The 15,222-nt window shown below is 68.4% G+C and carries 10 protein-coding genes; 3 read left to right on the forward strand and 7 right to left on the reverse strand.

Annotated features, from left to right (window positions below; all coding sequences use genetic code 11):
* Nucleotides 1–20: 20 nt before the first annotated feature.
* The 7 genes from atpE to ABL843_RS02400 all read right to left on the reverse strand — a co-directional run bounded on the left by atpE (nt 21) and on the right by ABL843_RS02400 (nt 10,984).
* Nucleotides 21–260 carry a F0F1 ATP synthase subunit C gene (gene atpE / locus ABL843_RS02370; protein WP_012745530.1) on the reverse strand — a complete coding sequence of 80 codons (240 nt, stop codon included), beginning with the start codon at nt 258–260 and terminating at the stop codon, nt 21–23.
* A 268-nt stretch (nt 261–528) separates the two neighbouring features.
* Nucleotides 529–5,235 carry an RICIN domain-containing protein gene (locus ABL843_RS02375; protein ID WP_418118837.1) on the reverse strand — a complete coding sequence of 1,569 codons (4,707 nt, stop codon included), beginning with the start codon at nt 5,233–5,235 and terminating at the stop codon, nt 529–531.
* A 229-nt stretch (nt 5,236–5,464) separates the two neighbouring features.
* A complete protein-coding gene (locus ABL843_RS02380; RefSeq protein ID WP_184640186.1) occupies nt 5,465–6,316 on the reverse strand; it encodes a class I fructose-bisphosphate aldolase in 852 nt (283 codons plus the stop codon).
* Nucleotides 6,317–6,370: 54 nt separating this feature from the next.
* Nucleotides 6,371–7,384 carry an aldo/keto reductase gene (locus tag ABL843_RS02385; protein ID WP_418118838.1) on the reverse strand — a complete coding sequence of 338 codons (1,014 nt, stop codon included), beginning with the start codon at nt 7,382–7,384 and terminating at the stop codon, nt 6,371–6,373.
* Nucleotides 7,381–8,421, reverse strand: a complete 1,041-nt coding sequence (locus ABL843_RS02390; RefSeq protein WP_126022307.1) for an ABC transporter permease — start codon at nt 8,419–8,421, stop codon at nt 7,381–7,383. The genes ABL843_RS02385 and ABL843_RS02390 overlap by 4 nt, the downstream gene beginning before the upstream one ends.
* The gene (locus ABL843_RS02395) at nt 8,418–9,941 is read right to left on the reverse strand and encodes a sugar ABC transporter ATP-binding protein (RefSeq protein WP_418118839.1); all 1,524 of its coding nucleotides are present in this window, start codon (nt 9,939–9,941) and stop codon (nt 8,418–8,420) included. Before ABL843_RS02395 ends, ABL843_RS02390 begins: the two co-directional genes overlap by 4 nt.
* Nucleotides 9,938–10,984 (reverse strand): substrate-binding domain-containing protein, encoded by a 1,047-nt coding sequence (locus tag ABL843_RS02400; RefSeq protein ID WP_126022306.1) that lies wholly within the window; start codon nt 10,982–10,984, stop codon nt 9,938–9,940. The genes ABL843_RS02395 and ABL843_RS02400 overlap by 4 nt, the downstream gene beginning before the upstream one ends.
* A gap of 180 nt (nt 10,985–11,164) precedes the next feature.
* Here ABL843_RS02400 and ABL843_RS02405 point away from each other — a divergent pair, with 180 nt between their 5' ends.
* The 3 genes from ABL843_RS02405 to ABL843_RS02415 are packed head-to-tail and all read left to right on the forward strand — an operon-like array spanning nt 11,165 to nt 15,215.
* The gene (locus tag ABL843_RS02405; RefSeq protein ID WP_418118840.1) at nt 11,165–12,697 is read left to right on the forward strand and encodes an FGGY family carbohydrate kinase; all 1,533 of its coding nucleotides are present in this window, start codon (nt 11,165–11,167) and stop codon (nt 12,695–12,697) included.
* On the forward strand, nt 12,694–14,463 hold the full coding sequence (locus tag ABL843_RS02410; RefSeq protein WP_418118841.1) for a glycerol-3-phosphate dehydrogenase/oxidase: 1,770 nt from the start codon (nt 12,694–12,696) through the stop codon (nt 14,461–14,463). The genes ABL843_RS02405 and ABL843_RS02410 overlap by 4 nt, the downstream gene beginning before the upstream one ends.
* Entirely contained in the window at nt 14,460–15,215 is a 756-nt protein-coding gene (locus tag ABL843_RS02415; protein WP_126022303.1) for a GntR family transcriptional regulator, read from the forward strand. The genes ABL843_RS02410 and ABL843_RS02415 overlap by 4 nt, the downstream gene beginning before the upstream one ends.
* Nucleotides 15,216–15,222 lie beyond the last annotated feature (7 nt).

A 15,222-nucleotide genomic window follows, 5' to 3' on the forward strand; every position in this document is an offset into this window, starting at 1 on the left:
GCGCGTCGTCTCGTTCCCGCTCAGCCGAAGGGATTGGCCGTCGCGAACCACAGGCCGATGCCGGTCGCGATGATGAACGCCCCGTCGGTCACGCCCGCCACCAGGAAGAACTTGGTCTGAAGCGTGTCGACCAGCTCGGGCTGGCGCGCCGTGCTCTCCAGGAACTTCTGCCCGACCAGTCCGATGCCGAGGCAGGAGCCGAGGGCGGCGACGCCGATCAGCAGGGCCACTGCGAGGGGAAGGATGTTGAAGCCGGTCATGGTGTTTTCTCCTGGTTGGTTGGTGAATCGAGGCACTGATCGCTTCCTCGATGAACGTACTTTCCCAGAGCGGCTGCGCACGGTCCATGACGTGTGAGGTCATGGGGTGGGTGCAACCTATGCAAGACAAAGAAAAAAAGCCGCCCGTGAAACGGGCGGCTCCTTCGCGGAACACCGCGGAACCGGCTTCGCCGGGCCGCAGGTGTTGCCCCCTGCAAGGGGGTTGGCGCAGCGACACGAAGTGCGCGAAGCCTGGGGGTTTGCCTAGTTACTGCAGCTGTGTCCAGTTCTGGTTGTTGCCGCCGTTGCAGGTCCAGGTGATCAGCGCCGTGTCCTGCGCGGTCGCATTGTTCGGCACGTCCAGGCACGAACCCGAGGCCCGGTTGCGCAGGGCCGCGCCGACCAGGCTCCACTGCGTCGTGTCGCCAGCCGTGCAGGCCAGTTGAACCACGGGCGCATTGGTCGTCGCGGTGCCGCTCTGCGCGAGGCACAGGCCGCTGTGCTCCGCCTTGAACTGCACGAAGCCGCCGCCGAGCTGCGTCACGGTGAAGCGCTCGTTGCCGGCGTTGCCGCACGGCCACTGCACCACCGTCGTGCCGCTCGTGGTCGCCGCGCCCTTGACGTTCACGCACAGGTTGCTGTGGTTGGAGCGGATGCGCGTGACCACGGGCGTCGGGTCGTTGTCGAGCGAGCGCACGTACTCGCGCAGCGCCACCACGTCGTTGGCCGGCAGGCTGGAGGCGTTGCCGTGGCCGCCGGTGAGAACGTCCTGCAGCGTGGCCGCCTGGCCGTTGTGGAAGAACGCAGTGGTGTTCCACGTGCCCAGCAGGGTCGGCGTGTCGAAGCCCACGCCCGCCAGCGGCTGGTTCATGCCCTTGCCCGAGGAGGCCTGGATCGTGCCCACGTCGTGCCGCACGCCGTCGCGGAAGGTGGCGCCGGTGTGGCAGGTCGCGCACTGGGCCGTGTTGAACACGGTCTGGCCGCGCGCCGCGTCCACGCTGAGGCTGCCGTCCGCCGCACGCGCCGGGCTGCGCATGTACTTGGTCAGCGAGGTCAGGTAGGCCGCCAGGTCGTCGAGCTGCGCGCTCTTGCCGGCCTTGGGCGCGCCCAGCGGGTCGGAAGTGGCCGCGAAGTCCGCGTTGGTCAGGAAGCCGGTGCCGCCGAACTCGTTGCGGATGTCGTTCTCGAAATCCTGCACCTCGTCGAAGTTGGCCGTCCAGTGCAGCTTGCCGTGGCCCAGGCCGCGCCGGCCCTGCAGGCTGATGGTGCGGCGCAGGCCTTCGCCGCGCTGGGTGAAGTCCCACACCATGCCGTCGTCGCCGCCGTCCGCATGGCAGCTCGCGCAGGAGATGTAGTTGTCCTTGCTCATGCGGCGATCCGACGCGTTGTAGAACACCTGCTTGCCGCGCAGCGCGGCCGGCGACATGGGCTCCGCCGCCACCGTCGACACGGTCTGAAGGAAGGTCGGCACGTTGGTCTCCGACGACAGCACCGTCGCCACGTCGTGCACCGTCACCGAGCGCGCCAGGAAGTTGTTGACGAACAGGCGCTTGCGCACCGTGTCGAGGTACAGGCCGTGCGGCGCGCTGCTGGCGTTGATCTCGCCGCGCACCGCGCGGCTGTACGGATCGACGATGGCGACGCGGTTGCCTTCCATCTGCGCGACGAACAGGTAGTCGCCCGAGGGAGAGAAGAGCGCTGCGCGTGCCGGCGCCCGGTCGTCGAAGTCGATCTGCTCGCCGAACTCCTCCGCCGCCGTCTGCAGGTTGACCTGCGACAGGATGGAGCGCACCGTCTGGTCGTGCACCAGGTTGTTGCCGTCGCGGAATTTGCCGCGCACGATGTTGTCCTTCTTCGAGGGCAGCACGGCGCGCGCGCCGTCGGGCGAGATCACCACCTGGCTCAGGTAGTTGGCCACGCCGCGCGCGCGGTTCTCGGTGTCGATGGTTGTGGTGTCGACCGGCAGCGCGATGGTGCTCATGGCGCTCATGCTCTGCAGGTTCACCTTGTGCAGCTGGCCGCCCGTCATCTTCGACTTGAAGCGCGTGACGTAGGCCACCTGCGAGCCCGACTCGACCGCGATGCCGCGCAGCGCGCCGTCGAGCGCGACCGCGCCGGTGGTGGTGCCGTTGCTCGGGTTGAAGCTCATCAGCACCGACTTGCTCTCCATCGTCAGCAGGCCCTTGGTGCCGTCGGGCGTGAAGGCCACGCCGTAGGGGCCGCTGCCGTAGGCCAGCGGCACGGTGGCCGAGAGACTGCCGTCGGCGGCGTTGAGCACCACCAGCTTGTCCTCGCCCTGCACCGCGACCCAGATTCGCCCGTCGGGGCCGACGGCCAGCGTCTTCGGTTCGTCGCCCACGCGCACTTCCCAGCGCTTGACCAGGCTCTGCGAGTCGATGGCGGCGACTGTGCCGCTGTCGGGGTTGACCGAGTACACCGAGTTCGCGTCGCCCGCGATGTTGGTGGTGTGCGTGGGCGCCTTCGCCGTCACCGGCATGATCACCGTGAGGTTGTAGGTGTAGAAGGTCTCGCGGCCGTTGGCGTCCTTCACCGTCAGCGTCACCGTGAAGTGGCCGGGGCGCGTGTAGGTGTAGGTGTAGTTCGGCTGGTTCGAGTAGGCGGTCTGCGTGCCGTCGCCGAAGTTCCAGCGGTACTGCGCGCCGCTGCTGCCCAGCGTGGCCGGGTTGAACACCAGCTGGCCGTTGACCAGCTTGGGCCCGCCGCCGATGCCGGGGTCGCCGATGATGGCCTGGCTGCGCAGCGTGCTCACGTCGGTGTCGCTGAGCACGCGGCCGTAGACGCGCACTTCCGCCAGCGTGCCCTTGAAGAGCGCCGCGTTGCCCTGGATCTGGCCCAGCAGCGCGAACTTGTTCGACAGGCCCTTGTTGCCTGTGGGGCCGGTGGATGTGGTCTTGGCTCCGTCGACGTACACGGCCTGCGCCCCGGAGGCTGCGTCGCGCGTCATCACGACGTGGTGCCAGGTGCCGTCGTTCACCGCCGCCGTGGAGGTGGTGCCGCCGTCGTTGCCCACCGAGAGCTTGATGCGCCCGCCGTTGTCGAGCCAACCCCAGAACACGTCGTCGGTGCCGGAGGCCTGGTCGCGGCCGAAGATGCCGGGCGCCGTCCAGGAGTTGCCGCCGCCGGTCTGCGTGGTCTTCATGTAGAAGCTCACCGAGGCGCTGCCGCCGAGCACGGTGGCCACGGTGTCGCTCTTGAGCGTCACGCCGGCGGTGCGGTTCGCGAAGTTCAGGCCGATGCTCTCGAAGGCGTCGCCGGTGGCGGGCGTGCCGTTGTTGGCGCCGATCTGGTCGGAGAGGTTGCCCGCCAGCGTCCAGTAGTGCATCAGGCCGATCTCGGCGGCGTTGCCGGTGTGGAACACCGACTTGTAGTCCGCGCCGATGGCGTTGCCCGCATAGTCCTTCACGCCGTTGGCCGGCAGGAACACTTCATAGCTGGTACCCGGCTGCAGCGGCTGCGCGGGGTGGAAGTTGATGATGCCCAGCTGCACGCTGTAGGTGCCCGCCAGCGTGTTGCCGCCCACTGGGCGCACGATGAAGGTGTTGGAATTCACGCTCTCGGGCAGGATGCTGTCGCTCATGCCCAGGCCGATGCGCGAGGTCAGCGCCTGCTGCTTGGCGTTGTTGGCGGGCGAGACCTGCCGCACCTCCGGCTTGGTGGTGTCGGGGTCGACCTGGTGCACGACGAAGCCGCTGCCCGAGCCGTGGTCGTTGCCCACGAAGATCAGATTGCCGAAGGCGGCGACCTGCCCGTTGTCGGAGTGCGAGAAATTCGGGTCGTCTTCGCGCAGGATGCTGCCGCGGCCCACCTCGACGTGGTTCAGCGGATTGCTCACGTCGACCTTGTGGATGTAGGTCTGCGCGCCCTGGATGACGTAGTTGTCCTGCGTGGCGCAGTAGAGCTGCTCGTCGATGACGAGGCGGTTGTCCTCGGCCACGAAGTTGGAGCGGTCGCTCAGGTCGTAGCTGTACATCTTCGCCCCGCCGCCGCGCGCCGAGGCATGCAGCGTCTTGCCATCGAAGCAGGTGGCGTAGTAGTTGGGGTTGGAGCTCACGGTGTCCAGCACCTTGGGGTTCAGCGGGTCGGATATGTCGAGGCTGGAGAAGCCCGCGGTGTTGTCCATCGAGGTCAGCACCATGTGGTTGCCCATCGTGAAGATCGGGCCGATGCGAAAGCCGCCGAGTTCCCCGGTGGGCACCGGGTTCGGCTTGCCTGCGCCGCGGTTCGCCACCACGGCGTTCGCGGGGTCGGTGGCATCGACGATGAAGATGCCGCGGCCGGCCGAGGCCACGTACAGGTAGGGTGCCTGCCACCAGAGCTGCCAGGCCACGTTCTCGTAGTCGCCGCCGTTGACGCCGGGCAGCGCGAGCTTCTTGACCTGCTTGATGTCGTTGACGTCGGTGAAGTCCCAGAACTCCACGCCGTTGATGCTGGGCAGCACCACGTACGTCTTGCCGCCGATCTTCGCGGTGCCGAAGGAGTGGGTCTCGCGGAACTCCTGCGTGCGGCCTTCGGGCTCGTAGATCTTCTTCACGAGCTTGATCTGCCGCGGGTTCGAGATGTCGTACAGCAGGAAGCCGCCCGGGCCGAGGCCGCTGTCCGGCGCGAAGGAGGTCAGGAAGTAGCCGTTGACCATGATGCCGGCGTTCATGCCGTAGTCCTTGCGGCCCGGGTAGGTGGCGGGCACCTCGCGCGACTCATAGGCGCTGCTGTGCGCGGGGTCGAGCGGGTGCGCGGCGCTGGTGATCATCGAGACCGGCTTGAACAGCTCGGCCGATGTGTAGGTGAGATTGCCCAGGCCCGGCCCCTGCAGCGGCAGCGGGTCGGCCACGGCTTCGGCCACTGCCGTCGCCATGTTGTTCAGGGTCGTCATCGGACTGACCCCGGTGATTGCCGCGTGCGTCAACAGCGTGACGAACGGCAGCAGGAACGCCATCAAGTAATACCGGATTTTCATCGTCGCCTCCAGGTTGTTTGAAGTCCGCAGGGGAACCGTTTTCTTCTTGGCCAGCTAACTCCGTGTTTGTCTTGTCTCGTTGTCTCTCTCGTCTCTTCCTTGCCCGCCTGCGCGCGTGGCAGGAAAACGCGCGCGCAGGACGCACCCCGGCGGGCGACGCATCCGTCGCCCGCCGTGAGCTCTCTTCCTTCTTTTTTCTTCCTCCTAAAGAGGGCGCGTCTTCGTCATGTCATTTCGCGCCACCCGATTCGTAGATGTCCCATGCCTCCTTGGCGCTGGCGCCCCGGTGGATCATGGCCATCAGCGCGTCCACCACCGCCGACGGATTGCCGTGCTGGTAGACGTTGCGCCCGTAAACCATGCCGACGGCGCCTTCGTCCATCAGCACGCGCGAGCGCGCGAACACCTGTTGCAGGTCCTCGCGCCCGCCGCCGCGCACGAGCACGGGGCAGCGCGCGGCCTGCACCACGCGGTGGAAGTCCGCGGGGTCGGTGGTGGGGTCGGCCTTGATGATGTCGGCGCCCATGTCGCGCGCCAGGCGCACGAGCGTGACGATCTTCTCGGCATCGCCGTCCACCGAGTAGCGGCTGCCGGCGGAGGGCGCCTGCATCACCAGCGGCTCGATCATCAGCGGCATGCCGTAGCGGTCGCAGTCGGCGCGCACGCGGGCGATGTTCTGCACGCACTGGCGGAACAGGTCGGGTTCGTCGGGCAGCATGAAGAGGTTGACCACCACGCAGGCGGCGTCCTGCTGCACCGCCGGCAGCACCGGGTCGTGCTCGTTCTGCAGCACCGCCCACATCACGCGATGCCGCGTGGCGTTGTAGGGGTTGCCCATGTCGATGCGCATCACGAGGGCAGGCTTGTCGCGGCCCGGGCGGTCCTGCAGCAGGTCGGACTGGCCGTAGTTGAGCTGGATCGCGTCGGGGCCGGCGGCCAGCAGACGCTCCATCACCGAGGGCATGTCTTCCAGCCCGTCGAGGAAGCTGGGCTCGTTGCACACGCCATGGTCGAGCGCGATGTCCAGGCAGCGCCCGTTGTTGAGCAGCCGGTTCAGGCGTGCGGTCTTGTCCTTCGACATACGAAAAGAGTCCTTGCTTGTTGGTGTGTGACAGAAAAGAGGGAGGAGGGCTGCTCAGCCGAGCGAGCCCAGGTGCCTGCTCGCTGCGCTGTCGATCAGCTGCAGCGCAGCGTCGTGCAGGCGCACCGAGCCGGCGCCTGCGTTCTCGATGGCCTGCTTGCTGGCGCGCGCGCCGCACAGCGCGACCGACACGCTGCCGCGCGCCAGCGTCCACGCGATCATGAGCTGGCCGAAGGAGCATTCGAGCTGCCTGCGCAGCGGCTCCAGTTCCTCGAAGAAGGCCGCGAGCTTCGCGCGGTTCTGCGCGCTGAAGCGCGGGTTGGTGGCGCGCTGGTCGTCGCCGGTGAATTTGCGCTCGGGGTCGATGGGGCCGGCGAGCAGGCCCAGCGCGAGCGAGGAGTAGCCCAGCACCGCCACGTCGTGCTCGGTGCACAGCGGCACCAGCGTCTGCTCGATCTCGCGGTCGATCAGGCTGTAGCGCTCCTGCGCCGCGTCGACGGGGCCGTAGCGAAGGTACTCGGCCAGCGTCTCGGGGCTCACGTTGCTCACGCCGATGGCACGGATCTTTCCCTGCTTCTTGAGCTCGAGCAGCGCGTCCATGGTCTCGGCCACGGGCGTGGTGGCGTCCTGCCAGTGCGTGATGTAGAGGTCGATGTAGTCGGTCTGCAGGCGCTTCAGGCTCTCTTCGGCCTCATGGATGATCGACTCGCGCCCGAGGTAGCGGTACACCGGGTGGCCGTCTTCTTCGAAGAAGTGCGTTCCCTTCTGGGTGTGCCACACCAGCCCGCACTTGGTGGCGATCACCGCCTCGTGGCGGCGGCCCTTGAGCGCGGTGCCGACGATGCTCTCGGAGCGGCCCAGGCCGTAGGCCGGCGCGGTGTCGATCAGGTTCACGCCCGCGTCCAGCGAGGCCTGGATGGCGAGCACGGCGGCCGCGTTGTCGCCGCCGCCCCACATCCATCCACCCATGGCCCAGGTGCCCAGGCCGATGGCCGAGCATTCGATGCCCGAGGGGCCGAGAACGGTCTTCTTCATGTCCGATGCGTTGATGGTGCTGCTGTTGCTCATCGCTTGGTCTTTCTCGTGTTCATGAGGTGGTCGATGGTCACGGCCGCGAGCAGGATCAGGCCCTTGATCACGTCCTGCCAGTAGGGCGACACGTCCAGCAGGATCAGCGAGCTGGTCACCACCGACAGCAGCGCCAGGCCCAGCACCGCGCCGAGCACCGTGCCCGAGCCGCCCTTCAGGCTGGCGCCGCCGATCACCGCGGCTGCGATCACGTTGAGCTCCATGCCCACGCCGAAGGTGGGCGTGGCGGCGCCGAAGCGCGCGGTGTAGATCACGCCCGCGAGCCCGGCCGACGCGGCGCACAGCACCGTGACCCAGAACTTGACGTGGCCCACGCGGATGCCGGAGTAAAGCGCCGCCTTCTCGTTGCTGCCGGTGTAGAACACCCGGCGCAGCAGCGAGGAACGGCGCAGCACGAAGTCGCTCACCACCACGATGGCCAGGAAGATCAGGATCACCGCCGGAACGCCGAAGAGCGTGCCCTGGCCGATGAACTTGAACTCCGCCGGCAGCGAGAACAGCGACTGCGGCGTGCCCTGCGTGAGCGCCAGGCACAGGCCGCGCACGATCACCATGAAGGCCAGCGAGGCGATGAAATGGTTCAGCCCGATGCGCGTGACGCAGCCGCCGATCATCGCGCCGATCATGGCGCTGGCCGCGATGGCGATGAGCCCCGCCGTCCACGGGTCGAATCCCATGAGGAAGAGCTTGCCGGTGACCACCATCGCGAAGCACACCACCGAGCCCACCGAGAGGTCGATGCCGCCCACGATCAGCAGGATGGTCATGCCCACCACCACGATGCCCTCGATGGAGAACGACAGCAGCATCGCGCGCACGTTGTCCCAGGTGAGGAAGTAGGGCGACGCGAAGCTCATGCCCACGCACAGCGCCGCGATGATGATCAACAGGCCCAGCTCGCGCATGCTGGCGAGCTTGCTGGCGGGTTTCACGGGGCCTCCCTTTCCTCCTCCCTCGGTCGTCTGTCGTGGCGCAAGGCCGGCGGCTCCCGCGTCCAGTTGTGCTGGGTAGTTCATGCTGTCGTTTCCTCTTCGCAAAGTCCCGAGGCCAGCCGCAGCAGGGCCTCTTCCGTCATGTCCTTGTCTTGCACCTCGCCGGCGAGCCGGCCGTCGCGGATCACCAGTGCGCGGTCGCACAGCCCGATGATCTCGGGCAGCTCCGAGGAGATCACGATCACGCCCACGCCCTGGCTGGCCAGGTCGCGCAGGATGTGGTGGATCTCCGACTTGGCGCCCACGTCCACGCCGCGCGTGGGCTCGTCCATCAGCAGCACCGAGGGATTGGTGGCCAGCAGCTTGGCGATGGCCACCTTCTGCTGGTTGCCGCCGGAGAGGCTGGCCACGTCGATGTCCACGCCGTCCGACTTGAGCTTGAGCCTCGCGCCAAGGCTCACCGCCAGCTTGTGCTCGGCCGCGCGCTGCAGCAGGCCGAAGCGCGAGCTGACGCGCGCGAGCGCCATCGAGGCGATGTTCTGCGCGATGGGCAGATCGAGGTACACGCCCGCCGCCTTGCGGTCCTCGCTGAGGTAGGCGATGCCTTCGCGCAGCGCGTCGCTGTACTTGCGGATGGCGAGCGGCCTGCCGCGCAGCCGCACGCTGCCGCCGCGCGCCGTGCGCAGGCCGCAGATGGTCTCGGCGAGCTCGCTGCGGCCGGCGCCCATGAGGCCCGCGATGCCGAGGATCTCGCCGCGCTTCAGCCTGAACGACACGCCGTGCACGCGTTCGCCGTCGGCGATGTCGGTCACCTCGAGCACGTGCTCGCCCGATGCGGGCTCTTCCTGTTTCGGCGGGTAGTAATTGCCCAGGTCGCGCCCGACCATGCGGCGCACCAGGCCGTCGGCGTCGAGCTCGGCCAGCGGGCCCGTGTGTACGTTGCGGCCGTCGCGCAGCACCGTGACGCTGTCGCAGTTCGCGAAGATCTCCGCCATGCGGTGGCTGATGTAGATGATGCCGATGCCCTGCGCCTTGAGGTCGTGCAGCACCCTGAAGAGCGCGGCCGATTCGTTGTCGGTGAGCGCGGCGGTGGGCTCGTCGAGGATCAGCACCTTGCAGTCGAGCGTGAGCGCCTTCGCGATCTCGATGAGCTGCTGCGTGGAGATGCTCAGGTCTTTCACCAGCGCGGCGGGATCGACGTCCTGCCCCAGCCGCTCAAGCACCCTGGCGGCGCGTTCGTTGAGGTTCGCGTAGTTCATCCACGCGCTCCTGCCGGCGTTGATCTCCGGCATGAAGATGTTCTCGGCCACCGTGGCGTCGCCGCACAGGGCGATCTCCTGGTGCACCAGGCCGATGCCCAGGCGCATCGCATGCGCGGGGCCGTCGATGACAACCGCCTGGCCGTCCAGCGAGATGGTGCCTTCGTCCGGCTGGTGGATGCCGTCGATGATGTTCATCAGCGTGGACTTGCCCGCGCCGTTCTCGCCGCAAAGGGCGTGGATCTCGCCGCGGCGCAGCGAGAAGTCCACGCCCGTGAGCGCGCGCGAAGCGCCGAAGCGCTTGCTGATGCCGCGCAGTTCGAGCAATGCGCCCACTGCGTTCACTCGCCGATTCCCTTGGTGCCGCGGCGGGCGAGGTACTTGTCCCAGTAGAAGTCGTCGGCGTTGGCCTTGCTGACCACCGACAGGCCGTTGTCCAGGAAGGGCACGGCCATCGGGTTGGTGCCATTGCGCTTGGCGTCGTTCATCGGGTCGATGAGGCCGGGGTTCTTGGCCAGGAACAGCATCATCATGCCCATGTAGCCCTGCATGCCCTGGTTGGGGTTGATGGCGCCGAACACGTCGCCCGACTTGATCATGTCGAGGATCTTGGCGTTCACGTCGCAGCACATCACCTTGATGTTCTTCTTGGTCTCCACCTTGGCCTGCGCCGCGCCCAGGGCCGAGTTGGCCTCGGGCATGAAGAGGGCGCCCAGGTTCGGGTTGGCCTGCGCGAGGCTCAGCACCGCCTGGTAGGCCTTGTTCGGGTCCTGGTTGCTGGCGGCGCGGCCCACCAGCTTCATGCCGGGGTGCTTGGCCTTCATGCGGTTGACGAAGGCGGCGATGCGGCGGTCGTGGTTGTCCTGACCCGGGTTCTCCAGCACCGCGTATTCGCCCTTGCCGCCCAGCGATGCAGCGATGGCGTCGGCCGCCTGGTTGCCCTCGCGGTCGTTGTCGGAAGTGACGAAGGAGGTGCGCTTGGAGTTGGGCGAGTCGGCCGCGAAGGTGACGACGGGGATGCCCATCGCCGCCGCGCGGTTGATCGGCTCGATGAACGGGTCGGGGTTCATCGGGTGCAGCAGGATGCCCGCGGGCTTGCGCGCCAGTTCCTGCTCGAAGGACGCCAGCTGCTTGTTCACGTCGTACTCGGGCGTGCCGGTGTAGCGCGTCTTCACGCCCAGCGTGCGGCCGAGCTGCTTCATCATTTCGTAGACCGGAAACCAGTACTCGACCCCCGACACCATCACGTTCATCACGTAGACGTCGCTGGGGTTGCCGCGCAGGCCGCCGCCGGCTGCGGGGGCAGCCGCCTGCTGCTGCGCGAACGCGCTCGCGCCGGCCAGGCCGATGCCGGCTGCGGCGGCGGACTTCAGGAAATTACGCCTCATTCTTTGTCTCCTCACATTGGGTGCACAGCTTGTGGATGCCGCTTTTCAGGGCAGCTCTCGGAACCTTGTTGTCACATCAGTTGTTATGACAGGCTAGAATGTACGCGCTGGCCATTTGAAGGGATAACTAGGGGAAACGCTACTGGCAGGCCGCTTTTATTCAGCCGAAGCTGTTATGACATGAAGCCAAACATACTGATCGGCATCGACATGGGGTCGAGCAGCCTGAAAGCCCTGGCCCTGGAAGCCGGGAGTGGCCGCAGCGTCGCCCTGTCACGAATGCCATTGCCGCACGACCGGCTGCCCGGAGGGGGATGCGAAGTGGGGGCCGCGGCCATCCGTGCCGCATTGACCCACGTGCTGCGCGACGTCGCCCACCAACTCGGAGACCGCGCCTCGGAGGTCCGCGCCATCGGCTGCACCGGCCACGGCGCGGGGCTCTACGCGCTCGATGCACGCAACGAGCTCGTGGGCGGACGCGCCATCGCCTCCACCGACCAGCGCGCCGACGCGCGCGCCCGCTCGCTCGCTCTGAGCCACGGCCCGGCGCTCTTCGCCGACGTGGGCTGCCAGCCCTGGCCCGGCCAGCCCACCGTGATCGCGGCCGAGTTGCTGGGCACCGACGCCGTGCAGCGCGGCGCGGTGCGCCGGCTGCTGTTCGCGAAGGACTACCTCGGCTTCCTGCTGACCGGTGAGATCGCCACCGATGCCAGCGATGCGAGCACGGCCGGGCTGGTGTCGATCGCGACGGGCACGTGGTCGCAGGCGGCCTTCGATGCTTCGGGCATCGCCGATCTCGGCCCTCGCGTCTTCGGCCCGCTGGTGCCCAGCGGCGAACTCCTCGGCAGGCTGCGGCCTTCCGAAGCCGCGCTGTGCGGCCTGCCAGCGGGCATTCCGGTGGCGATGGGCGCCATCGACCTGCTTGCATCGATGACCGCGATCTGCGCCGAAGGGCGTTCGCGCGCGGTGTCGGTCTTCGGCACCTGGTGCGTCAACGCCGTCATCGGGCCGGTGATCGAGCCCAAGCCCGCGGTGGCCGCCGTCGTGAATTTCGGCCGCGAGGACAAGCGGCTCTACATGGAGAACAGCCCCTCGTCGATGGCCAACATCGCCTGGCTGGCCGGCGTGCTGGGCCTGCCCGATGCGCGCGCGGTGGTCGACCTCGCGATGTCGGTGCCGCTCGGCGCGGGCGGCCTGCGCTTCCTGCCTTTCGTCAACGGCGGTGGCGGAGTGACGGCGGGCTTCGTCGGTCTCAAGAGCCATCACACGCGCGGCGACATGGCGCGCGCGGTGGTCGATGCGGTCGCTGCACTGCATGCGCGCCACCTCGGGCGGCTCGCGGCCTGCGGACTGCCGGTGTCGGCGTGCACCGTGCTCGGCGGCGGCGCGAGCGACACGCGCCTCGTGCGCCTGCTCGCGGGCCTTCTCGGCCACCCGGTCGAGCGCTGCGCCGACGACGAGACCGGCGCGCGCGGCGCCGCCATCCATGCCGCCATGTCGCAGGGCATCGACCGCGCGGAGCAGGGCAGCGCCTTGCTCGCGCCCTGCGACACCGTCGAACCCGACACCGCCCTGGCGCGCGCCCACGCCGACTTCAGCGCCGGCTTCAACGAACTGATCGACACCATGTCTCCTGTGTTTTCCCATCTGGCGGGCGGCGTGACGGCCGCCGCCGACAGCACCGCAGCGCGCAGCGCGGAGGTTTCCCGATGAGCGCGTGGCAACTGCCCTTCGTGCGCCCTGCATCGCTCGCGGATCGTCATTTCTCCACCGTCATCATTGGTGCCGGCATCAACGGCGTGGGCGTGTTCCGCGACCTGTGCCTGCAGCGCGTGGACTGCCTCATCGTCGACAAGGGCGACTTCAGCGCGGGCGCCAGCAGCGCGCCCTCGCGCATGATCCACGGTGGCCTGCGCTACCTGGAGAACGGCAGCTTCTCGCTGGTGGCCGAGGCCACGCGCGAGCGCAACCTGCTGCTGCGCAACGCGCCGCACCTGGTGCAGCCGCTGAAGACGGTGGTGCCGCTGTCGAGCTTCTTCGGCGGCCTCATGAGCAGCGCGCTCAAGTTCTTCGGCCGCACGCCGCCGCAGCGCACGCGCGGCCTGCTGGCGGTGGCCGCGGGCCTGCGCCTGTACGACCTGCTGGGCCGCCGACAGCGCGTGATGCCCAACCACCGCATCAGCCGCGTGCCCCCTGGCGACCGCAGCCTGTTCCGCTCTGCGGTGCGCTGGACGGCCACCTTCTTCGACGCATGGATCAGCCACCCCGAGTGGCTCATCCTCGAACTCATCGGCGACGCCTGCCGCGACCAGCCGCGCTCGGCCGCGGCCAACTACTGCCGCGTGATGGGCTGCGCGGGCAACATCATCACGCTGCGCGACGAGATCACCGGCGCGCTGGTGCGCGTGACGGCCGACACCGTGGTCAACGCCAGCGGCGCGTGGCTGGACCGCAGCACGGCAGTGCTCGGCGGCGCCGGCCCGCGCGTGATGGGCACCAAGGGCTCGCACCTCGTGCTCGACCATCCCGCGCTGCGCGATGCGCTGCAGGGCCGCATGGCCTACTTCGAGGCGGTGGACGGGCGCGTGTGCATCGTCTATCCCTTCCTCGACCGCGTGCTCGTGGGCTCCACCGACATCCCGGTGGACGACCCCGACAGGATCGAGACCGAGCCCGAGGAGGTCGACTACCTGCTCGAAGTGCTGGCCGAGGTGTTCCCCAACCTGCGCTTCGGACGTGGCGACGTGGTCTACACCTACGTCGGCGTGCGGCCCCTTGCGCGCTCCGACGCCGACAAGCCGGGGCAGATCTCGCGCGACCATTCGGTGGTGCTCGATCCGCCCAGCGCCACGCGCGACATTCCGGTGGTCGGCCTGGTCGGCGGCAAGTGGACGACCTTCCGCGCGCTCGCGGAAGAGGCGGTCAATGAAGTGCTGAAGCAACTTGGCCGTCCCCGCACAGCCTCGACCGACATGCTGCCCATCGGCGGCGGCGCCGAGCTGCCGGTGGATGCGCAGGCCGTCGAGCGTTTTCTCGATCGCCTGGTCGCCGCCTCGGGCATGAGCCGCACGCGCGCGCAGGTGCTGCTGAAGCGCTACGGATCGAAGGCCCTGCCGCTGGCGCAGCGCCTCGCCGCATCGGGCGACATGCCGCTGCGCCACGCGCCGGGCTATTCGGTGGCCGAGCTTTCGTACCTCTGCCTCGAGACCGGCGTGGTGCATCTCGACGACCTCGTGATCCGCCGCACGCTGCTGGCCATCCGCGGGCTGGTCACCGATGCCGCGCTCGCCGAGATCGCAGGCATCGCCGCCGATGCGCTGGGCTGGGACGCCGCGCAGCAGCACGCGGAGCTGCAGGCCTGTGCCACCGCCCTGCGCGAACGCCACGGCGTGCGGCTTTCGCCGGTGGCCGCGGATGCGCCCGCATCTTTCGATGCATCATTGATGACTCCTCAGGCCCTGGGCCAAGCTTCGACGTGAACTCTCCGACCGAAATTTCGACCGTGCTCGACCGCGACTCCGAGTCCCCGCTGTGGGCCCAGTTCCGCGACGCGCTTCGCATGCAGATCCTGCAGGGCGTGCTGCCCATCGGCGCCAAGCTGCCGTCCGAGGCCGAGCTGGGCGAACAGTTCGGCATCTCGCGCATCGTGGTGCGCGAGGCGCTGGCCGACCTGGTGCGCAACAACCTCATCTACAAGATCAAGGGCCGCGGCGCCTTCGTGTCGGCGCGCGAGCGCGACGAAGACTTCGTTTCCACCGTGCTCGGCTTCTCCGACGAGATGGAGCGCAAGGGCCGCTCGGTGCGCACGCAGATCCTCACGCAGGAGCTGCGCGCGCCCACCGAGCAGGAAGCCGCCTCGCTCGGGCTGACCGACGACACGCAGGTGGTGGCGCTCAAGCGCCTGCGCAGCGTCGACGGCGAACTGCGCCTGCTGGTCGAAACCGTGGTGCCCGCCGACCTCGCGCCCGGCCTGCACCGCACGCGCCTGGACGACCGCTCGCTCTACGACGTGCTACGCCGCCAGTACGGGCTGCGCCTCGTGCGCGCCGAACGCTGGATCGACGCCGTGCTGCCCGATGCCGATACCTGCGAGCTGCTCAACCTGCCGCAGCCGGAGCCGCTGCTGCGCATCGAGTCGATCGCCTACGGCGCCAACGGCAGGCCGCTGGAGCACTACCGGGCGTTGCACCGCTGCAAGACCAGCCGCCTGCACGTGCAGACGACGACCTGAAAAAAGA

Source organism: Variovorax sp. 350MFTsu5.1, assembly GCF_048302515.1.
Classification (GTDB): domain Bacteria; phylum Pseudomonadota; class Gammaproteobacteria; order Burkholderiales; family Burkholderiaceae_C; genus Variovorax; species Variovorax guangxiensis.

Bases quoted from the DNA above. Each gene is read 5' to 3' on its own strand.
- ABL843_RS02405 (WP_418118840.1), top strand. From the start codon at position 11,165: ATGAAGCCAAACATACTGATCGGCATCGACATGGGGTCGAGCAGCCTG.
- ABL843_RS02380 (WP_184640186.1), bottom strand. From the start codon at position 6,316: ATGTCGAAGGACAAGACCGCACGCCTGAACCGGCTGCTCAACAACGGG.
- ABL843_RS02410 (WP_418118841.1), top strand. From the start codon at position 12,694: ATGAGCGCGTGGCAACTGCCCTTCGTGCGCCCTGCATCGCTCGCGGAT.
- ABL843_RS02375 (WP_418118837.1), bottom strand. From the start codon at position 5,235: ATGAAAATCCGGTATTACTTGATGGCGTTCCTGCTGCCGTTCGTCACG.
- ABL843_RS02400 (WP_126022306.1), bottom strand. From the start codon at position 10,984: ATGAGGCGTAATTTCCTGAAGTCCGCCGCCGCAGCCGGCATCGGCCTG.
- ABL843_RS02385 (WP_418118838.1), bottom strand. From the start codon at position 7,384: ATGAGCAACAGCAGCACCATCAACGCATCGGACATGAAGAAGACCGTT.
- ABL843_RS02390 (WP_126022307.1), bottom strand. From the start codon at position 8,421: ATGAACTACCCAGCACAACTGGACGCGGGAGCCGCCGGCCTTGCGCCA.
- atpE (WP_012745530.1), bottom strand. From the start codon at position 260: ATGACCGGCTTCAACATCCTTCCCCTCGCAGTGGCCCTGCTGATCGGC.